General features: G+C 35.3%; 18 protein-coding genes. 16 read left to right on the top strand and 2 right to left on the bottom strand.

Annotated elements, in window-relative coordinates; all coding sequences use genetic code 11:
- Position 1 precedes the first annotated feature (1 nt).
- The 7 genes from K9M53_RS00725 to K9M53_RS00695 are packed head-to-tail and all read left to right on the top strand — an operon-like array spanning position 2 to position 8,269.
- Positions 2-964, top strand: coding sequence for a class I SAM-dependent methyltransferase (locus K9M53_RS00725; RefSeq protein ID WP_224017034.1), 963 nt, complete (start codon positions 2-4; stop codon positions 962-964).
- Between the two features lie 8 nt (positions 965-972).
- Entirely contained in the window at positions 973-2,256 is a 1,284-nt protein-coding gene (locus K9M53_RS00720) for a lipopolysaccharide biosynthesis protein (protein WP_224017033.1), read from the top strand.
- A complete protein-coding gene (locus K9M53_RS00715; protein WP_224017030.1) occupies positions 2,253-3,329 on the top strand; it encodes a glycosyltransferase family 4 protein in 1,077 nt (358 codons plus the stop codon). Before K9M53_RS00720 ends, K9M53_RS00715 begins: the two co-directional genes overlap by 4 nt.
- Positions 3,330-3,365: 36 nt before the next feature.
- The gene (gene asnB, locus K9M53_RS00710; RefSeq protein WP_224017028.1) at positions 3,366-5,243 is read left to right on the top strand and encodes an asparagine synthase (glutamine-hydrolyzing); all 1,878 of its coding nucleotides are present in this window, start codon (positions 3,366-3,368) and stop codon (positions 5,241-5,243) included.
- Between the two features lie 2 nt (positions 5,244-5,245).
- Positions 5,246-6,190: a polysaccharide deacetylase family protein gene (locus K9M53_RS00705; RefSeq protein ID WP_224017027.1), complete on the top strand. Its 945-nt coding sequence runs from the start codon at positions 5,246-5,248 to the stop codon at positions 6,188-6,190.
- Positions 6,187-6,996, top strand: coding sequence for a formyltransferase family protein (locus K9M53_RS00700; protein ID WP_224017025.1), 810 nt, complete (start codon positions 6,187-6,189; stop codon positions 6,994-6,996). The genes K9M53_RS00705 and K9M53_RS00700 overlap by 4 nt, the downstream gene beginning before the upstream one ends.
- A gap of 34 nt (positions 6,997-7,030) precedes the next feature.
- On the top strand, positions 7,031-8,269 hold the full coding sequence (locus K9M53_RS00695; RefSeq protein ID WP_224017023.1) for a glycosyltransferase: 1,239 nt from the start codon (positions 7,031-7,033) through the stop codon (positions 8,267-8,269).
- On the opposite strand, the gene K9M53_RS00690 is transcribed toward K9M53_RS00695, so the two are convergent.
- A complete protein-coding gene (locus K9M53_RS00690) occupies positions 8,270-9,172 on the bottom strand; it encodes a class I SAM-dependent methyltransferase (protein ID WP_224017022.1) in 903 nt (300 codons plus the stop codon).
- Positions 9,173-9,251: 79 nt separating this feature from the next.
- Here K9M53_RS00690 and glf point away from each other — a divergent pair, with 79 nt between their 5' ends.
- From glf to K9M53_RS00675, 3 genes are all read left to right on the top strand, one after another.
- Positions 9,252-10,415, top strand: coding sequence for a UDP-galactopyranose mutase (gene glf / locus K9M53_RS00685; protein ID WP_224017020.1), 1,164 nt, complete (start codon positions 9,252-9,254; stop codon positions 10,413-10,415).
- A gap of 4 nt (positions 10,416-10,419) precedes the next feature.
- Positions 10,420-11,511 carry a glycosyltransferase family 4 protein gene (locus K9M53_RS00680; RefSeq protein ID WP_224017018.1) on the top strand — a complete coding sequence of 364 codons (1,092 nt, stop codon included), beginning with the start codon at positions 10,420-10,422 and terminating at the stop codon, positions 11,509-11,511.
- 119 nt (positions 11,512-11,630) lie between these two features.
- A complete protein-coding gene (locus K9M53_RS00675; RefSeq protein ID WP_224017016.1) occupies positions 11,631-12,635 on the top strand; it encodes a glycosyltransferase family 2 protein in 1,005 nt (334 codons plus the stop codon).
- A gap of 22 nt (positions 12,636-12,657) precedes the next feature.
- On the opposite strand, the gene K9M53_RS00670 is transcribed toward K9M53_RS00675, so the two are convergent.
- Positions 12,658-13,746, bottom strand: a complete 1,089-nt coding sequence (locus tag K9M53_RS00670) for a hypothetical protein (protein WP_224017014.1) — start codon at positions 13,744-13,746, stop codon at positions 12,658-12,660.
- Positions 13,747-14,110: 364 nt separating this feature from the next.
- Here K9M53_RS00670 and asnB (K9M53_RS00665) point away from each other — a divergent pair, with 364 nt between their 5' ends.
- The 6 genes from asnB (K9M53_RS00665) (at position 14,111) to K9M53_RS00640 (ending at position 20,422) form a co-directional block, all read left to right on the top strand.
- On the top strand, positions 14,111-15,940 hold the full coding sequence (gene asnB, locus K9M53_RS00665; RefSeq protein ID WP_224017011.1) for an asparagine synthase (glutamine-hydrolyzing): 1,830 nt from the start codon (positions 14,111-14,113) through the stop codon (positions 15,938-15,940).
- 99 nt (positions 15,941-16,039) lie between these two features.
- Entirely contained in the window at positions 16,040-17,005 is a 966-nt protein-coding gene (locus tag K9M53_RS00660) for a polysaccharide deacetylase family protein (RefSeq protein WP_224017010.1), read from the top strand.
- Positions 16,995-17,777, top strand: a complete 783-nt coding sequence (locus K9M53_RS00655) for a class I SAM-dependent methyltransferase (RefSeq protein WP_224017008.1) — start codon at positions 16,995-16,997, stop codon at positions 17,775-17,777. Before K9M53_RS00660 ends, K9M53_RS00655 begins: the two co-directional genes overlap by 11 nt.
- 8 nt (positions 17,778-17,785) lie before the next feature.
- The gene (locus K9M53_RS00650) at positions 17,786-18,940 is read left to right on the top strand and encodes a glycosyltransferase (protein WP_224017006.1); all 1,155 of its coding nucleotides are present in this window, start codon (positions 17,786-17,788) and stop codon (positions 18,938-18,940) included.
- Positions 18,940-19,782 (top strand): polysaccharide deacetylase family protein, encoded by an 843-nt coding sequence (locus K9M53_RS00645; protein WP_224017004.1) that lies wholly within the window; start codon positions 18,940-18,942, stop codon positions 19,780-19,782. Before K9M53_RS00650 ends, K9M53_RS00645 begins: the two co-directional genes overlap by 1 nt.
- Entirely contained in the window at positions 19,742-20,422 is a 681-nt protein-coding gene (locus K9M53_RS00640; protein WP_224017002.1) for a class I SAM-dependent methyltransferase, read from the top strand. Before K9M53_RS00645 ends, K9M53_RS00640 begins: the two co-directional genes overlap by 41 nt.
- Positions 20,423-20,448: the final 26 nt, after the last annotated feature.

Raw genomic sequence — 20,448 nt, 5'->3', positions numbered from 1 at the left:
CATGTCTATCCAATTACAGAATCCTTATAATCAAAAGCCGCTTTCCAAAATTGACAATGGGCTTACAGATGCTGCAGACAATTTTTTTCCTTATAAAAATGGAGCCTACCGCATCGTCTCAAACGACAATTATACGGAAAGCTTCGGCTATCAATGGAATAAATTTTCTGAAGCGCAAATTGACAAAATTTCTAATGTTGATATATCCAGAACACGTTTTTTTGCAGAAACAAATTGGGATAAAGAAGAACTGGACAGTAAAAATATTTTAGAAGTAGGTTCAGGAGCAGGAAGGTTTTCACAAATTATATTGGATTATACTAAAGCCAATTTATATAGTGTTGATTTTAGCAATGCTGTTGAAGCGAATTATAAAAATAACGGAACAAATAATCGTCTTCATCTTTTCCAGGCAAGCATTTATGAATTGCCTTTTGCAAAAGCGCAATTCGATAAAGTTTTTTGTATAGGTGTATTGCAGCATACGCCCGATTTTGAAAGATCGGTACAGTCATTGATTGAAATGGCAAAACCGGGTGCAGAAGTAGTAGTGGACTTTTATGCCATTAATGGTTGGTGGACAAAATTGCATATTAAATATTTATTCCGTCCATTTACCAAAAAGCTAAGCCATGAAAAGCTATATAAAAAAATAGACAGTAATATAGATTGGCTTATTAGAACATATCAGTTTTTTTCACGCGTAGGGCTCGGTGCATTAGTAAACCGCTTTTTGCCTATTTGTGATATTGACGGAACACTACCCAAAGGATTACCCTATGAGCAATTGAGAGAGTTATGTGTATTAGATACATTTGATATGTTTTCTCCGGAATATGATAATCCTCAAAAAATAAGTACAGTAACAGATTGGTTCAAAAAATATGGAATGGAAAGTGTATGGGGTGGCAAAATATATTATGATAATTGCTGGGCAGCTGTAGTTAAAGGAATAAAAAAATAATCAAATTAATGCCATTGTTTTCTTCATTACAAAATATCAGGAAAAGTATTGTTGTAAGATCAATAGGCATTTTTACGTTCACTAATTTCTTCAGCAAAGGCATTTCATTCCTCTTAATTCCCATATTTACCAATCCTCGCTTTCTAACTCCGGCAGATAACGGGTTTCTGAGCATATTCAGCAGCACGCTTATTTTTTTAGTTCCGGCTATCACTTTAGGAATGACACAGTCTGCCATTGCTGATTTTCATAAAAAACCAAAAGAAGAGTTTGCAAAAGGGTTTACAACCTCATTTGCTATAGCAGCTATTATGACATTGGTTTTAATAGCGGTCTTATTCTTGGCTAAGGATTTTTTAAACACCAAATACGGCTTCCCTTCTTCTTTTATTTACTTAATGCCGGCATTGGCTTTTCTTACTTTTTCCGGCGAACAATTTATTGTTCTTCTAAGAAATAAGAATGATGTGAAACTATTTGCTGCAGCAGGCTTATCTGAAACATTTATAGAATATACGCTATCTGTAATTTTAATTGTAGTGTTTTTTTATGGTTGGATCGGTAGAGTGTGGGGCATTGCAATATCGCTTATAGCTGTAAACATTTTTGCAATTATATACTATGTAAAAAACAAATATCTGCTCTTAGATATCAGTAAATCACAAATATGGGAGGAAGTAAAATTTGGCATCCCTGTGTTGTTGTTTCAATTATGTGTTTCAGCTATCAATTTTTCCGATAAGCTTTTATTAGGTGCTTTTTTTGTTGCAAAAAAAGCTGATATAGGTATTTATTCGATTGCATTTTTAATGGGCTCTGTAGTGGGTACAATGGTACAAAGTATTTTGCTTTACTTTCAACCTTCTTTATACAGGCAGTTAAAAAATGATAATTATACCTTAGCTATTAAAAAAGATTTTTACAGGTATCTCAAAATATTAACGCTTGCAACGGTCATCATTATCGTCGGTGGTTTTTTTGTGTATCAATTTTTAATAAACAAGATCTATTTAACAGGTATTACTTATTTTTTTATAATTGCCTTATCATCTTACATATGGGGAATAAGCTATTACTTTTTTATGTTCCTGCTGTTCCATAAGCAAAAAAGAAAAATACTGGCACAGTCGCTTATATCATTAACAACTACCGTACTCATCAATATCGTTTTAATTAAAAAATATTTTATCATGGGCGCAGCTTGGGGCAACCTGGTGAACACACTTATATTTTCGTTATTAACTATTTTGTTTACAAAAAATACAATTAAAGAGATATTTGCCAACAGATGAAAAAAACAATTCTGCATATAATTCACAATTTGGAACGTGGCGGCGCCGAAACATTACTGGTAGCGGTAGTGGCAGAGTTGAAAGACTATCGCAACATCATTGTAACCTTCAATAATAAAAACCTGTTTGGTGATCAGCTGCAATGCGATGAGTGGGTTTGTTTAAATATTTCTTCTCACAAACAATTGCCGTTAGCCGTTCTGCGTTTGAGAAAAGTGATAAAAAAGTATCAGCCAGACATTGTTCATTCCCATCTTTTTTGGCCAACTTTAGCCGCAAGGTTGGCTACGCCTAAAAAAATTCCGCTTATTACAACCATACATGCATTTATTGAAACTTTTAAAGATTACAGATCGGAGCATGTTAAACAGCTCGATAAAATAACGTATCGATTTAGAAAAAGTATAATAATTGCTGTAGCAAATGGAGCATTGCAGGAATATTTTTCTTTTTTAAAATTAAAGCCTTACAAAACTTTTGTACTATACAATTTTGTAGATACCAATCGATTTTTGGAAACCAACTCGCCTTCTGCCTCTTACAACAAACCATTTAAAATAATATCTGTCGGTGCTTTACGTGCTCAAAAAAATCATCTTTATTTACTTGAAGCATTTAAGCATTTAAATAAAAACGATTTTGAACTGCACATCTTTGGCGAAGGCCCTACCCGCCTTTCTTTGGAAACTTTTATAAAAGAAAATGAACTCTCCAATGTTCGCTTAAAAGGAAATGTTACAAACATACAAGATCATCTTCCGCATTATGATCTGTGTGCAATGCCTTCTTTTTTTGAAGGCTTTTCATTGAGTGTTTTGGAGGCAATGGCAATGAATGTTCCTTTGCTATTAAGCAATATTGATTCGTTTAAAGAACAGTGTGAAGATTGTGCCGTTTATTTTGATCTGAATAACATACAAGATTTTATAGATAAGCTACAACAATTAGCTGTCGATAAAGAACCTGCTTTAAAAATGGCCGCCAATGCAAAGCAACGTGTGTTAAAAAATTTCACTTTAGAGCAACACATGGATAAACTACGAGACATATATACAATCGCTTTACAAGATTAGCCTGTTTAGTCTTATTTTTGAGTATCTTATTCCAAAATGTGTGGCATAGCCGGGTATATTTCCCTCAATAATACTATTAGTACCGAACAGCTTAAACAAGCTGCAGGCACTTTGCAGCATCGTGGACCCGATGCTGAAGGCTTTTATTTTTCACCCGATCATAAAATTGGATTTGCACACCGCCGGCTTTCTGTTATTGATCTGTCACATGCCGCCGATCAACCTATGTTTTCTAAAAGCGGCAGGTATTGCATAATATATAATGGCGAAGTATATAATTTTAAAGAGCTGAAAGAAAGCTTATCCTGTAAAGGGCATTCCTTAAAAACATCTTCTGATACGGAAGTCATTATAGAGCTATTCGAGCAACACGGAACAAAAATCTTTGAATGGCTCAATGGAATGTTTGCAATGGCTATTTATGATACACAGCAGGGAGTGATAACATTAGCCAGGGATCATGTAGGCATTAAGCCATTGTTCTTTTATTGTTATAATGATGAATTGATATTTGGTTCAGAGCTAAAAGTTATCAGATCGATCAAAGAAAAAAAATTAACGGTTAATAAAGAAGCTGTTCCTTATTACCTGCATTTAGGTTATATACCACACCCTCTGACCATTTACAATAATGTACATAAATTTCCTTCGGGAAGCTATTGGCAGATAGATTGCAAAAACAATTTTTCTGCAAAAGATATTCAAAACATACAAACCTTTTGGGCTCCGGAGAAAAAGATCACTGCCGCTACGCAAACTGACGAAGTAACCTCAAAAGAAAAATTAAAAACATTATTGGTCGATTCTGTACAACACCAGTTAATAAGTGATGTACCGGTAGGTGTTTTTTTGAGTGGGGGTATTGATAGTAGTTTGATAGCTGCCATTGCCACCAAACTTATTCCTGATAAAGTAAAAACATTCAGCATTGCTATTGATGATGGAAAATTCAATGAATCGAAATATGCCCGTGCAGTAGCAGAACAATTAGGAACTGAACACAATGAATTACAGGTACAGGAAAAAGAAGTAATAAGTTTATTAGACAGATTTTTATCTGCATACGACGAACCTTACGGCGATCCTTCCGCTTTTCCTACCATGGTTGTTTCACACTTTGCAAAACAGCAGGTAACAGTTGCTTTAAGTGGCGATGGCGGTGATGAGCTGTTTGGTGGTTACGGATTTTATAGCTGGGCAAAGCGCTTAAGCAACCCATTAATACCTTTATTACGCTGGCCAATATATGGCGCTTCGTTATTGATGAGTCATCGTTTTCAACGGGCAGGGCAAATGTTTGCCTACAAAAGCAAAGCAACATTGGCCTCACACATTTTTACTACAGAGCAATATTATTTTAGTGAACAGGAGTTGGATAATTTATTAAATGGCATTCCTTATAATTTCATCGATCTTAACAAGATCGATTCAGGTGCAAGAAAATTATCTGCATTTGAAAAACAAGCTTTGTGGGATCTAAAGTCATATTTAAAAGATGAATTGCTGGTAAAAGTTGATAGGGCGTCGATGCAATTCTCCCTGGAAACGAGAGTTCCTTTGTTGGATCACAAGGTCGTAGAGTTTGCGTTGAACCTGGATCAACAGTATAAAATAAACAGTAAGGGAGAAATGAAATATTTACTGAAAGAAGTTTTATACGATTATCTTCCGGCAAAATTATTTGACCGTCCCAAGTGGGGCTTTAGAATACCATTGGAAAAATGGATGCGGAAAGATCTGAGAGAAATGGTTGAAACATATACATGTGAAGCGATCATTAATAAATATGGTTACGTTAATTACAAAGTAGTGGCAGACCTGAAAAAACAATACTTTAACGGAAAAGATTATCTCTACAATCGTATATGGCTCATTATGGTGTTGCATTGGTGGCTGGAAACGAATGAAACTTAATTATGGTTTTTTTATCAAAACAAAATATTGCTGTACTTCTTTTTCATCGCATTTTACCGTTACGTGATGAAATGTGGGATCCCATTGATCCTGCATTATTTAAACAAACCCTGGATTATGCAAAGAAAAAATTTCATGTAGTTCCACTTTCAGAAATTTTGTTTAACCAAAAGCCAAGGTCTTCCAAACCTTTAGCAGCTCTTACTTTTGATGATGGTTATCATGATTTTATAGATCACGCTATTCCCATATTAGATGCTCATAAAATGAAAGCATCCATGTATGTAGTATCTGATTGTATCGATAAAAACCTGCCTACATGGACCTATGTTATAGATTATCTTTTTGTAAATACAAAAAAATTACAATGGGATAATTTTAATCATCCCGATCTGCCCGGTGAATATCATTTGGTTAAATGGAACACGCAGCAGGAAAGAATAAACTATTGCAAAAAGCTAAAGCAATACATTAAATGGATACCGGCATCAAAAAGAGATGAAATAATAAATGATCTCTTAATTAATTTTGATGATGTAAAAAGCCCGCATGGCCTAATGATGAGTTGGGCAGAAGTAAAACAAATAAATAATGCAGGCTTTGAAATTGGCTCTCACTCTGTAACGCATGCTACACTCGCTACCATTGAGGATGATAATGTAGTGGAATTTGAATTGAAAGAATCGGCAAAAAGAATTACAGCACAAACAGGAATTGTTCCTTCTGTTTTTTCTTACCCGATCGGCAGTTACGATGAGCGTGTAAAAAAGCTTACCAAAAAAGCCGGTTATAAAGCAGCCTTGGCTGTAAACAAAAAAATGTATGCCCCTGAAAGAGATGATATTTTTGAAATACCACGAATAGAATTATACAACGAAAGCTGGTTAAAAACAAAAATGCGTGTAAACGGAACTGTTAGTTATTTAAATAAGTTTAGAAATAGATGAAAATAGTGCTGCTTTGTAACGAACAATTTAACCAGGTTGCTTTAGCCAATAAAGTAGCGCAGCATTTTAACCTGGCGGGAATAGTAATTGAAAAGCCAACCCCTAAAAAGATCCGTTCGTTTTCTTCTCTTATAAATAAAGCATTGAATCGAACTGTTTTTTCTCCAATTCATCAATCCTGGTTTGGAATGTTAGCTTTTTACAAAAAAAAATATTCGGCATTCCCATCTGTTGATAGCATTACCGTTACAAAAATAAATTCCGAAGCCACTATAAATTTTATAGCAAAGCATCAACCCGACCTGGTGATGGTTTCAGGAACCAGCCTCATTCGTAAACAACTATTAGAGCTGGTATTGCCAAAAGGCATGATCAACCTGCATACAGGATTATCGCCTTATATAAAAGGAGCACCTAACTGTACCAACTGGTGCATTGCCGAAAAAAAATTTCATTTAATTGGCAATACTATTATGTGGCTGGATGCAGGCATTGACAGCGGCGATATCATTACCACTGCATTAACTTCCATAACGGGAAGGGAAACACTTTTGCAATTACACATCAATGTAATGGAACATGCGCATGAGCTTTATTTAGAAGCGTTGAAAAAAATAGATACGGATCTTGCCAATTGTCCAAGAGTCAAGCAATCTTCCATCGCAGAGGGAACAACTTATTATAACAAACAATGGAATGCTAAGGCCAAATGGGCACTATTAAGAAATTTCAAGAGGATGAAAGCGTATTTTTCATCTTCTTTGTATAAGGAGGATGTAAAAGCAGTTCAAACCGTAAGTTTGTAAAAAGTTTTTGCAGCGGGTGATTAAAATTTAATTAATGGCAACAAAAAAAATTCTTTTTATTTCTTACGATGGCATGACCGATCCATTAGGGCAAAGCCAGGTGATCCCGTATTTAAAAGGTTTAACTAAACAAGGGTACGAGTTTATAATTTTAAGCTGCGAAAAACCCGAAAAATTAGACGGCAATAAAGACTATGTAGCATCGCTATTAACGGGCTATCCTATAAAATGGGTTTACATAAAATATCACAAAAACCCTCCGGTGCTTTCTTCTGTGTATGATTTTCTTCAATTAAAGAAAAAAGCGGTTGCCTTACATCAACAGGAAAAGTTTGATCTGGTGCATACAAGAGTGGGCGTTCCGCAATTATTGGGCTTATGGATCAAAAAGAATCTTCGCATAAAATTTTTAAATGACATACGTGGATTTTGGGCAGATGAACGAGTGGATGGTGGTCAATGGAATATTAAGAACCCTATCTATAACATCATCTATAAATTTTTTAGAAAGAAAGAAAATGAGTTTATTATTCATGCCGATTATAATACCTGTCTTACCTACGCAGCAGCAAAAGAAATTCATACCTGGAAACAAATTCCCAATCAGCCGATCCCTTTAGAAGTAATTCCTTGCTGTGTTGATATGAATCTGTTTGATCCAAATAACATAGATGCTTCACTAAAAAATAAATTCAAAGAAGAATTAAAAATTAAAGACGGCGATTTTATTATTACTTACCTGGGATCTATTGGTGGCTGGTATTTGATAGAAGAGATGATGCGCTTTTGTAAAATATTAGGAGACAAAATACCTCATGCAAAGTTTTTATTCATTTCTCCACACAATCACTATATGGTGGCTGCTGCTGCATCTAAATACGGCTTATCTACCGATAAATTAATTGTAAAACAAGGTAAGCGATACGAAGTGCCGGCGTTGCTTTCGTTCAGCACATACTCCGTTTTCTTTATTAAACCATGTTATTCTAAAATATCATCATCACCTACTAAACACGGAGAAATAATGGCTATGGGTATTCCTGTTATTACCAATGCCGGCGTTGGCGATGTAAAAGAAATTCTTACCGATTATCATTCAGGTTATTTGGTAAATGATTTTACAGATGCATCTTTTAATTCAGTAGTAGATAAAATTGTTTCATCCAACCCATTTGATAAAGAAACCATTCGTAATGGCGCTAAAGAATTTTACTCTTTGGAAACTGCTGTACAGCGTTACAGCAATGTGTATGCAAAAATATTTGCGGAGTAATTACAGCTTTCTTCCTGTTACGTGGTAAAATGGACTGAGCGGACTAATAACAATATCTGTTAACCCGCAGTTTTGCATCATTGATATTACCTGTTTTTTAGAGAACCGTTGTTCCAGTCTTGTACCGAATTTATCCAACGCATCATTGCGAATAATAAAGAATGATTTATTGTTGTAAGCGCTCAAAGGCATTTTGTGTGCCACACTTCTTAACCCGATCAATACTAAAAAACGTACCCATAATACCAGCGGCATATAAATAACAATTGCCAAAATATCACAAACAAACTTTTTAATAGGTGTTGGCAGGCGGCAAACAGGATAGCGAATTAGATTACTTAAATTATATAAGGTTTTAAACCACCAGCCTCTTGTTTCTAAATTATGATAGAGATAACAATAAAAATAACCGCCTTTCTTTATCTTCTTTACACAATCTTTCATGGCTTGCTGCGTATCGGGAATATGATGCAATACACCCACGCTCATCGCAAAATCAAATGTTTCATCATTGAACGGGATCGTTTCAATACTGGCTTGTGTTAGCCGTACATTTTCGATCTTACCTAATAAATTATCAGCAGCAAAAATGGCATTGCTCGGGTCGATCGCTTCAATAAAGCCCGCCTTTTGGGTAAGATATTTTGTCCATCTGCCGGTGCCGCAACCAATATCCAACGCGTATGAATTTTTATTCACCACAGTATCATTCAAAATATCAAAATATTCCGCAGCGCATTCTTCAATTACCTGGTCGGAAAAATCATGAAACTTTAGCCACTCGTCGCCAAATGATCTTACCACCTCAGCATCTATGTTTTTTCCCTCGGTTGAAAATATGGCAATCTCCCTGTTCTTTCCTTCTATTATTTTTAAAGGCTGTTGGTTGTATTCTGTTCTCATTTTATTAAGTGCCGACAAAATTAAGGGTTACACTTTATAGGTTGTTTATTTCTTTACTTTTGTTGCCATTACTCAAACTATGGCTTATCGTTTTTTAATTGTTGGTGCAGGGTTTTCAGGGTGTGTATTAGCCAATCAACTGGTTAAACAATTGAATTGCTCAATAGATATTTGGGATGAACGCGACCATATTGGCGGCAATTCACACACTACAAGAGACGAAAAAACGGGCATAATGGTTCATCAATACGGCCCACATATCTTTAATACAGATAAAAAAGAGATCTGGGATTTTGTGAACAGCTTTGATGAATTTAAGCCATATGTACACAGGGTTAAAGCAAACAGCAAAGGAAAGATTTATGGTTTGCCCGTAAATCTTCATACCATCAACCAATTCTTTAATAAAAATTTTACGCCGAAAGAAGCAGAAAAATTTATAGAAGAACAAGCCGATAAAACAATTGAAGAGCCAAAAAATTTTGAAGAGCAGGCATTAAAATTCATCGGCAAAGATTTATATAAAGCTTTTTTTTACGGCTATACAAAAAAACAATGGGGTTGTGAACCGAAAGAGCTGCCCGCTTCTATTTTAAAAAGAATACCTGTACGATTTAATTACAATGATAATTACTACAATAACTTTTTCTCCGGCATACCAACCAACGGATATACGTTCATCATGGAAAAAATGATCGAGCATCCTTCCATAACAGTAACGCTTGATCGAAAATTTATTCCCGGAAAAGATGGAAAGGAATACACACATATATTTTACACCGGCCCTATAGATGCTTACTTTCAATATAAACACGGGCGCTTAGGCTATCGCACTGTTACATTTGAGAAAGGATATGACAATGGGGATTTCCAGGGAACAGCTCAAATGAATTATTGTGATGAAGAAGTGCCTTATACAAGAATTACAGAACACAAACATTTTACTTACTGGGAGGCGAATGATAAAACAGTTTATTTTAAAGAATACAGTAAAGAAACCGGCGAAAACGATATTCCTTATTACCCCAAACGCCAGGTTGCAGATAAAAAATTATTGAAATTGTATAGAGATGAAGCCGACCAGCAATCCAATATTTCTTTTTTAGGCAGGCTGGCTACCTACCGTTATATGGATATGCATCATGTAATTGGCGAAGCAATAGAGCTTTCAAAAAAAGTAGTTGACTGTGTAAATACCAACCAACCATTACCTGTATTTTCAAACGTAGAAACGTTTATTTGATGCTATGATGAAGAAAAAAAAAATGCTGGTAATTTGTCCGCATCCCGAAAACATAGCACCGGGACAACGTTTGAAATATGAACAATATTTTGAACACTGGCGCAGCAATGGTTATGATGTTAAAGTATCTCCTTTCTTTAGCGAACGAATGCAAAGCATTTTGTACACAAAAGGTCGCATTCCAGAAAAGATATATTGGGTTATCCGCGGCTATTTAAAACGTATTCGTGAATTTTTTACCCTGCAGCGGTATGATCTTGTTTATATTTTTTTATGGGTAACTCCTTTTGGCTTGCCTGTGATGGAAAAATTATTTGTATCGAAAAACACACATGTAGTGTACGATATAGACGATGCCATCTTTTTAAAAACAAAAAGCTTGACTAACCGGCTGGCTGATTTTATAAAAGGGCGCAGCAAGCCTTTCTTTATGATGAAGCACGCAAAGCATGTGATTGCATGCACTCCTTTTTTGACAGATGTTGCAAAAAAGTATAATGAAAGGGTTACTGATATTTCATCTACTATCAACACACATACCTATCAGCCTGTAAATAGTTATCAGAACGATCATGTATTAACGCTTGGCTGGAGCGGTAGCCATAGCACTTCTCAATTTTTGTATTTATTAAAAGATATTTTAATTGAATTAAATAACAGAAAACCATTTAAGCTTTTGGTAATGGGCGATCCTCATTTTAAAATAAATGAATTGGATATGCAAGCTATTAAATGGACGAATGAAGATGAAATTCCTACACTACAAAAATTCGATATCGGGCTTTATCCTTTGCCATTGGATAGTGATTGGGTGTTAGGAAAAAGTGGCTTAAAAGCATTACAATACATGGCGGTTGGTGTGCCTGTTGTTGCCACAGCAATCGGCGCTAATTATCGCATTATTGAAAATAATAAAACGGGCATCCTTGTAAAAACAAAGGAAGAATGGCTGACTGCTCTTGAATATTTAATGGACAATCCCTCAACCCGCCAATCCATCGGGCTTTCCGGGCGTAATAACGTAGTAGACAACTACTCTATTGATGCAAATGCCCCGGTATATCTTAGTATTCTTAACACGGTTTGTAAAAAGTAAAAGTACTCGACTTTATTCTTTTTGACTTTAATCAAATGCTATAAACAATAACGTTTTCTACTCTTCGTTCTAATATAGTTAAGTCCAACATCTTATTTTAAAAACCTAATGCTATTCCTATGGAGAAAGCCATAGCTGTGGTTGTTACCTACAACCGTAAACAACTTTTGTCTGAATGTATTACTGCATTGAGAAACCAAACACGTAAGCTTGATGCAATTTTAGTAGTTGATAACGGAAGTACAGATGACACTGTAAAATGGTTATCGAAGCAAAGCGATATTACTTTTATATCGCAAAGTAATGTAGGCTCTGCAGGTGGTTTCAACACCGGCATTACATGGGCATACAAAAATAATTTTTCCTGGATATGGTGTATGGATGATGACGGTTATCCAAAAGAGGATGCCCTGGAAAAACTATTGGCAGAAGATATGGAACGCTTGTGCTTGCGCAATTGTGCAGTATTAAATAAAGAAGATAAAAAAACCTTTGTTTGGAAAACAGGCAATTTTAATACCATTGATGATGTAAATGTGAAAGTGTTGCATGGTGTAGGTCATCCGTTTAACGGAACGATGTTGCACCGCAATATTATTGAAAGAGTTGGAGCCCCTAAACAACAGTTATTTTTATGGGGCGATGAAACAGAATATTTTTACAGGATAACAAAACAAAACGGTATCCCTGTTAAAACAATAACCGATAGCATACACTATCACCCGGCCGCTGCTTTTACCTATAAACAAGATTGGGATTACAAGAACACCTGGAAGATGTACTATTACATCCGCAATCGTTTTTATATTCACCAGGCTAAGTTTAGCAATAAGTTGATTGCATTGATCAATTACATTACTTTTCTCACAGCCATGGTGGGTGTGGTTATGATATTTCAAAAAACCGATAAGCTGAAGAAGATCAATTTTATTCTTTGGCCCGCAGCAGATGCGTTTGCCAATGATTTTTCTGCCAATCCAAAAAGTATTTTACTGCAATTGCAGGAAACCACTCAACCGACACATCGTTTTAGAAATTCATTCAGTGCTTATATTAAGCAATTAACCGGAGAATTGTTTGCACCTTTTTTATTATCACGTACAAGAGGAGCCCTCAACGCATAAACTTTTTGCAACCTATAAATACTCAGGCAGCTTCTTTTGAAGCTGTTTTTCTTTTATTGTAATTATCTAAGATCACCATCAATCCTATAATATAAAAAGGAAGGCAGGGTACTTTGTACCGGACCAGTGTTCCAAAGTTAAGCGTGGTAACACCGACAAAAAAGGCAAATAAAAACGAAAACGAAAAACAAAATAACACCATCGGGTCAGTAAAAATATATTTAAAGAAGAAAACCACTTTGGTTTTAAAAAGCGTGTATAGCAACAGTAACATCATTGCCAAACTTTCAAACGAAGAGATCAAGGTTGAGATTTTTTTAGACTCCCATAAAAAAGGCCGGTAAAACGTAGCAGTAATGGCTGCAGGAAATGTTTTAATAAAGCTACTTGCAGAACCGTCAAACTCTACTCCCAATGAAAAAGACGACTCAGCAAGGTCCTCCATGTTTTTATAATTCACCTGCTGTGTTTGAACTGCTTCGGTAAGATTATCGATGGCAAAAGTTCCCATTTGATCTCCCAATTGACTGTATATTCCGGCCAATACACCAACAATAAACACTAAAACAAAAGCACCTATAATAATCTTAAAAAAAGTTGTTTTTATTTTTCCGATATATCTCATTACAATAAATAAGATAAAGAAAGGCAGGTAAGAAAATAATATATATGCTTTAACAGTAAAAAGTACCCAGCCCGAAATAAAAGCTACTAAGATGTTTTTTATAATCCCTTTTCTTTTGATCAATAACCAATACAAGGAATACGTAAGCCATCCCATCATAGCTAAGCAAATAGGATCTTTTAATATGCCGCTCGTCCAAAAAACAGGCGATGGCAAAAAAAGAATAGCGATAGCCAACGATTTATGAAGATGCGGATATTGTTCGTAAAAAAATTTAAACAATTGCCATACACCACTAAATGCCAACATTGCAAAAAACAAATTGATAATAAGGTAGCTTCCAAAAGAAAAAAAAGAGAATACTGCTACCGTGCGTATCACAAAAAAATTACCTTCATTTAAAAAATAGCCGGCACTGTATTCATTTTGGGCAAGGGCTGTGTCATATTGGTCAGATGGAAGAAATATCCATTTAATATTAGACATATCTTTCAGACACAGCTTAGCTATATTAACTCCTTCCGGAAAATAAAGCGTTGTAGAATCGTTCCCAATAACATATACAAACAAAATAGTTAACACAAACGTTGCTCCAACCTTAACCCAAAAAAATTGTTTATGATAACGTTGTAAGACCGGGTCCTTAATACGCTTTCTACGAGCCGAAAAAAACAAATGAAAAAGCCATACATATATGGGAAATAATATAATGTCCAATAAAGTCATTGGCAATTAAAACGCTGTTGGGTTAATTTGTAAGTTAAAACGCAATACAGGCAAATTTATCCAAAATATCACTCGCCATTCAATAATATGCAGTTATTTTGTTACAACAACAGATAATTATACAATGTGCGGCATTGCCGGTTCTGTAAATTTTAAAATAAACAGGGAAAAACTGTATCAACAGCTGCTTCACCGCGGACCTGATGAACAAAACTCCTTTTTGTACCATAATCTTGAGCTGCATCATTTTCGTTTATCTATTTTAGATATAGCCGGCGGCAAGCAACCCATGTTTTTACAAAACAGGTATTGCATTATTTTTAATGGTGAAGTGTATAATCATAATGATATAAAAAAGCAATACGCTTATCAATGCAAAACTACTTCCGATACCGAAACGATCTTACATCATTTTGCCAATAAAGGAATTGATTGCTTTCACGATTTTGATGGCATGTTTGCTTTAGCAATATTGGATGAACAGGAAAACAAATTGTATTTAGTAAGAGATCGTGCAGGTAAAAAGCCTTTATACATTTATCATAAAGAGGAAACTATCCTTTTTGCAAGTGAATTAAATGCAATAAAGACGCAGCTTACTTTAGAAACAGATGAACATGCCATTGAATTATATGTACGTTTAGGTAGTTGTTATCGTCACCAAACTCCCTATAAAAATGTGCGTGAATTAGGTAATGGAGAAATTGCTGTAATTGATCTATCCTCAGCAAAGATCAATTACAAAACATGGTGGAATATTGCTGATTTCTATACAAAAGAAAACAGTTTACACTTTAACGATGCCTTGCAAAAGGTAGATGAATTGCTCACAACTGCAGTCAACAGAAGAATTGATTCATCGGACCTGGAAGTAGCTACTTTTTTAAGCGGCGGTATTGATAGTGGGTTGGTTACCGCCATTGCCGCAAAGCATAAACCGCATATAAAAACATTTACGGTAAGCTTTGATGGACAGTTTAACGAAGCGCCGTATGCCAAACAAGTAGCAAATAAATACAAAACAAAACATACAGAGATCAATATCAGCTTTAATAATCTTAAAAATGATATTGAAAAGATCTTAACACAGTACGGAGAACCATTTTTTGATGATTCGGCCATACCAAGCTATTATGTAAGCAAAGCTGCTAAAGAACATGTAACCGTAATATTAAATGGAGATGGCGCTGATGAATTATTTGGCGGTTATCGCAGGTATGTGCCTTTTGCAACGTATAATTTTTTTAATAGTGGTAAAGGGGTAAAAGCAGGTTCAACAGCATTAAAAAAAATATTGCCTGCTTCGCATAATAAAATGAGTAAGTATAACTATTTATATCGACTGATCGATTTAAATACAAAAAGCGGCGTAGAAAAATATTTAAGCAGTACAATAGATATTTTTGAAGGATTTGAGGATAAATTGATCAGCCACAAAAGATCATTTACTGAGTTTGAAAAAGACTTTGCCCAAATTGCTTCTTTGAATTTATCCGGCTTAAAAACCATGATGCTACTTGATTTTGATGTGCATTTATTCAGCGCTTTATTAGTTAAGATCGATATTGCCACCATGGCTCACTCTTTAGAAGGCAGAAGCCCTTTTTTGTGTAAAGAGCTATTGGAGTTAGCGCCTGCATTAAATGATGGATTCAAAATAAGAGGTACTCAAACAAAATATATCTTACGACAATTAGCTAAAAAATATTTACCGGAAAACATCACCAAATTGCCTAAGCGTGGTTTTGAAGTACCTTTAAAAAAATGGGTTAACGGCGATCTGAAAGAAATGATCTTTGATCATGTATTTTCAGCGAATGCTTATAACAGGCAATTTGTAAAAAAGAATTTATTGGATGCCATTCATGCAAATAAATTAAATGCATCCGATGAAAAAAGAGCAAAAATGTTGTGGAGTTTATTTTGCCTGGAAGTATGGAAAAAAAACAATTAAAAGATTTATTTCTCACAACGAAATAAAGAATACAAAGTACACAACGACTTAATTTTTTTGTTTCTTAGTTTTCATTGTTCACTTTGTGTGAAACAGTTTATGAAAAACGGCATCTTCACCATATCACTTGATTTTGAATTACACTGGGGTGTAAGCGAAACCAAAACAGTACAGCAATATTATAATAATCTTGCCGGCACACGTAATGCCATTGATAAAATGTTGCAATTGTTTGCTCACTATAATATTCACGTTACCTGGGCTACGGTTGGTATGTTGTTTTGCAAAGACAAACATGAGTTATTGAACTATTGCAACCAGATCGATCAACCCAATTATGCCAATAAAAAGCTAAACAATTTTGATTTAGCTAAAAAGGTTGGCGAAAATCATACAGATGATCCTTTTCATTTCGGAAATGATCTCATTCCAAAAATTATCCAAACAAAAAACCAGGAAATAGGCACACATACTTTTTCTCATTATTATTGTTTGGAAAGAGGACAAACGGCAGAAAATTTTAAATCGGATATAAACGCTGTTATCGACATTGCCAAAGAGAATAACATCTCAATAGCCTCCATTGTATTTCCAAGAAACCAATACAATGGTGAATGTCTGCATGTTTGCAAGCAATCCGGCATTAAAGCATATCGCGGCAACGAAAAACACTGGATGTACCAGCCGCTATCAAGAGAAAAAGAAACTAAATACCGGCGATTGCTACGACTAATAGATACTTACATAAATATCTCAGGAAATAATACCCATGAGATCAATTATTCCGGTGAATTAGTAAATGTTCCGGCAAGCCGTTTTCTTCGCCCCTTCAATCCTAAATTAAAATTTATAGAGGCATTGCGGCTGCGCAGAATTAAAAAAGAAATGACTTTTGCCGCAAAAAATAAAAGATTGTATCATTTATGGTGGCATCCCCATAATTTTGGTATCAATCAGGACATTAACTTTGCGTTCCTGGAAAAAATTTTACAGCATTTCTCTTATTTGGAAAGCAGGTATAATTTTCAGTCAAAAAACATAAGTGAAGTTTGTTATGCAGAATAAAACTATCGACTCGGCAATTTTAAGACATGATATTGATGCGGATTTTTTTCAAAACACTTACGAAAATAAAATAACCGATAACGCAGCATATCCATTTTTATATGGAAGAAAAATTGTGTTGAAGCAGTTTGAAGAATTGCTGTTGCAATTGCCCAAAGGGTCGTCAGTATTGGATGTTGGCTGCGGCACGGGTCATCTTACCAAATGGATAAAAGACCAGGGTTATAATGTAGTTGGTGTTGAGCCATCAAAAGGCATGCGTGAGTTTGCAGAAAAGAATTTTCCTGATATCCGGTTCATCAATTCTATCTCATCAGAAATTCCTTTGGCTGATAATTCTTTTGACCTGATACTGGCTTTTGAAGTATTGCGGTATATGGACGAAAGCGAAACCATTAATACCTACAAAGAATTTCATCGCCTGTTGAAACCCGGCGGCAAGTTTTTTGTAACGCATGTAAATAAATACTCTACTGATCTGTATTATTTTTTCTATCACCTGAAAGGTATTATCAGCAAAATAAAAAAACAGCCATATCATTTTTGTTATTTCACCACTCCAAAGCAACAGGAGAAATTGGTAAAATCAGCTGGATTTAGCAATTGCATTACCACAGGGGAAATGAATGCATTGGTACGTTTGGGTTATAAGTTTGGAAAAACTACCGGCGATAAGTTTGCGAAATTTATCGAAAAATCAGACCCGGTACAGGTTTACAAAGACAGTGGGAAAGCAATGGCAGGGCATTTAAGTGTAGTTGGTATAAAGTAATTTTCATCTTGAAAAAAAAAATACTACATACTACCACACGCTTAGTACTGGGCGGCGGCGTTGAAAAAAATATTTATTACACTATTGCCGGATTAAAAGATGAGTTTGAATTTCATCTTAGCTGTGGCGCCGATTTTAATGATGATCACTTTACCAACCATCCCGAAATAAAGATCATCATCTGTCCTCATCTTATTAATAAAATTTCTTTTGTAAAAGATCTAAAGGCGCTTTGGTTGTATTACAGGCTCATCAAAAAAGAAAAGTATGATATCGTTCATACACACGAAACCAAAGCAAGCTTTATAACCAAACTGGCAGCCTGGTTGGCTGGGTGTCCTTATATTATCTATGGATTGCATGGCGTTACCTTCAACGATCCGATGAGTAAATTGAAGAGAAAATTTTACATCCTTTTAGAAAAACTAACCATTGGCTGTGCCGATCTGGTAGTTTCTGTAGGACACAATACAATTGATGCCTACCATGCAGAAAACATCGGTACAAAAATTCCTTATGAAGTAGTAAGAAGTGGAATAGATATTGAGGCTTATATGAAACAGGCTATTACTAATGAAGAAGCAAAGAAAAATTTTCGCAGCTCATTAGGTATTAAAGAAGAGGATATTGTCCTAATTAATGTGGGCAGGTTTTCATTCTCAAAAGCACAACGGTACAGCATACAGGCTTTTGCACAGTTGAAAAAAAAATATAATAACTTAAGGCTGCTGTTGATTGGTGAAGGTGAGTTATTAACCGAGTGCAAAACTTTAGTCAAAAATTTAGGGTTAGATGACAATTCTGTTGTTTTTTTGGGGTACCAGCGAAACGTTCCGGAGTTCTTATCAGTCAGTAACATATTCATGTTTACTTCCCTTCGTGAAGGATTACCGAGGGTTATTGTAGAGGCATCATTATTACAAATTCCAGTGGTTACCTTTTCTGTGGAGGGCGCTAACGAGGTATTAGAACATGAAAAAACGGGTTTTATAGTAAAACAAGGTGATGTTGATCAGTTGATTTATTACGCAGAACAGCTAATTTTGCACCCTGACTTAAGAATCCGGTTTGGTCAGCTATCTTGCAGTCACGTAAAAGAGAATTGGGATAGCCACTTAATGACTAAAAAACTGCAGGAAATTTATAATAGAAATACTCAATAATGAAAATTGCATTTACAGTAGACTTTGAAGATTGGTATCAAGGAGTAGACTTGCCAATGGAACGTTGGGGAAGCATAGAAAAAAGACTGCACATAGGGCATTATAAGCTACTGGAACTTTTTCAAAAATATAATGTAAAAGCTACTTACTTTTTGTTAGGTAAAACCATTGAAGAGCATCCTCGTTTTATTGATGAAATAATTAAAGAAGGACATGAAATTGGCTGTCACACTTATTCTCATCCTTTTTTATACAGAATAACTCCCGAAAAATTCAGAGAAGAAATCAGAAAGTGTAAGCAATTGATCAATCAATTTGGGGTTACTTACACCGGCTTTAGAGCGCCTTATTTTTCTATAGATCAAAGAAGTACCTGGGCGTTGGATATAATACGTGAAGAAGGTTTTGTGTACGATACCAGTATTTTTCCGGGTGATGCAAAACGTACAGGCATGCCGGGCTTTAATCCAAAAGTACATGAACTGGAAAATGGATTAACAGAATTCCCTATCAGCACTATTAAATTTATGGGGCTGGATTTTGGAGTTGGCGGCGGCTATTTCCGTTTGTTGCCTTACAATTATTTTAAAAGTAAACTGGAAAAAATATTGGCGCATCGCTCCAGCATTTTTTATATCCATCCATGGGAACTGGATGTTGATCAGCCAAAAATTTCAGGACTAAACAGTCGCATAAAATTCACACACTACGTAAACTTAGATTCAACAGAAAAAAAATTAAATCGCTTACTCACTGAGTTTGAGTGCACCAATGTATCAGAGATATTAAGTAAACACGAATATGAGCAACAACAGCAAAACTTATACACTTACAGAAACTAAAGACGTAGAATCTTTTTTTCACGGTTACGCGGCAGATTTTGACAGCATTTACGGACATACCAAAAAACGTAGTCTGTGGGATAAATTTTTAGATAAATTCTTTCGCCGTTCCATGCGTTTGCGGTACGATCTGGTAATGAAATATTCTGCCAATCCTCAAATAAAAACAATACTGGATATTGGCTGTGGCGGCGGTGTTTATTGCGATGCGTTGCTTAATATGGGCAAAAATGTTACCGGTTTAGATATTGCCGATGGCATGCTGAAATTGGCGATACAAAAAACTCAACCTTTTATTGATAAAGGACAAGCTGCTTACATCCACGCAGGCTATTTAGAACATTCTTTCAACGAAAAATTTGATGCCGGCGTATTGGTTGGCTTTTTCGATTACATAAAAAACCCTCTCGACGTTTTCCAGAAATTAAACAAAGACATTTCTAAAGAATTATACATGAGCTTTCCTAAAGCCGGCGGCTTTTTAGGCTGGCAAAGAAAAGTTCGTTATAAAATGAGAAATTGTCCTTTGTATTACTACACCAAAAATGATATTGTTGCCCTGTTAACTAAAATGAACTGGCAAGACAAAGCCGAGATCATAGATATTGATCGCGACTTTTTTGTTCGTGTAACGTTATAAGGCTAATATTGCGTTCAGCAAACCCG

The organism is Ferruginibacter albus (assembly GCF_020042285.1).
Taxonomy (GTDB): Bacteria; Bacteroidota; Bacteroidia; order Chitinophagales; family Chitinophagaceae; genus Ferruginibacter; species Ferruginibacter albus.
The sequence above is the reverse complement of the archived record's forward strand: the minus strand, read 5'-3'. Positions and strand labels throughout refer to the sequence as shown.

Coding starts and splice junctions, on each gene's coding strand:
- K9M53_RS00725 (WP_224017034.1), top strand. CDS start 2: ATGTCTATCCAATTACAGAATCCTTATAATCAAAAGCCGCTTTCCAAA.
- K9M53_RS00655 (WP_224017008.1), top strand. CDS start 16,995: ATGCAGAATAAAACTATCGACTCGGCAATTTTAAGACATGATATTGAT.
- K9M53_RS00645 (WP_224017004.1), top strand. CDS start 18,940: ATGAAAATTGCATTTACAGTAGACTTTGAAGATTGGTATCAAGGAGTA.
- K9M53_RS00690 (WP_224017022.1), bottom strand. CDS start 9,172: ATGAGAACAGAATACAACCAACAGCCTTTAAAAATAATAGAAGGAAAG.
- K9M53_RS00670 (WP_224017014.1), bottom strand. CDS start 13,746: ATGTCTAATATTAAATGGATATTTCTTCCATCTGACCAATATGACACA.
- K9M53_RS00720 (WP_224017033.1), top strand. CDS start 973: ATGCCATTGTTTTCTTCATTACAAAATATCAGGAAAAGTATTGTTGTA.
- K9M53_RS00640 (WP_224017002.1), top strand. CDS start 19,742: ATGAGCAACAACAGCAAAACTTATACACTTACAGAAACTAAAGACGTA.
- K9M53_RS00675 (WP_224017016.1), top strand. CDS start 11,631: ATGGAGAAAGCCATAGCTGTGGTTGTTACCTACAACCGTAAACAACTT.
- K9M53_RS00700 (WP_224017025.1), top strand. CDS start 6,187: ATGAAAATAGTGCTGCTTTGTAACGAACAATTTAACCAGGTTGCTTTA.
- K9M53_RS00695 (WP_224017023.1), top strand. CDS start 7,031: ATGGCAACAAAAAAAATTCTTTTTATTTCTTACGATGGCATGACCGAT.
- K9M53_RS00705 (WP_224017027.1), top strand. CDS start 5,246: ATGGTTTTTTTATCAAAACAAAATATTGCTGTACTTCTTTTTCATCGC.
- K9M53_RS00660 (WP_224017010.1), top strand. CDS start 16,040: ATGAAAAACGGCATCTTCACCATATCACTTGATTTTGAATTACACTGG.
- K9M53_RS00715 (WP_224017030.1), top strand. CDS start 2,253: ATGAAAAAAACAATTCTGCATATAATTCACAATTTGGAACGTGGCGGC.
- asnB (WP_224017028.1), top strand. CDS start 3,366: ATGTGTGGCATAGCCGGGTATATTTCCCTCAATAATACTATTAGTACC.
- glf (WP_224017020.1), top strand. CDS start 9,252: ATGGCTTATCGTTTTTTAATTGTTGGTGCAGGGTTTTCAGGGTGTGTA.
- K9M53_RS00680 (WP_224017018.1), top strand. CDS start 10,420: ATGATGAAGAAAAAAAAAATGCTGGTAATTTGTCCGCATCCCGAAAAC.
- asnB (WP_224017011.1), top strand. CDS start 14,111: ATGTGCGGCATTGCCGGTTCTGTAAATTTTAAAATAAACAGGGAAAAA.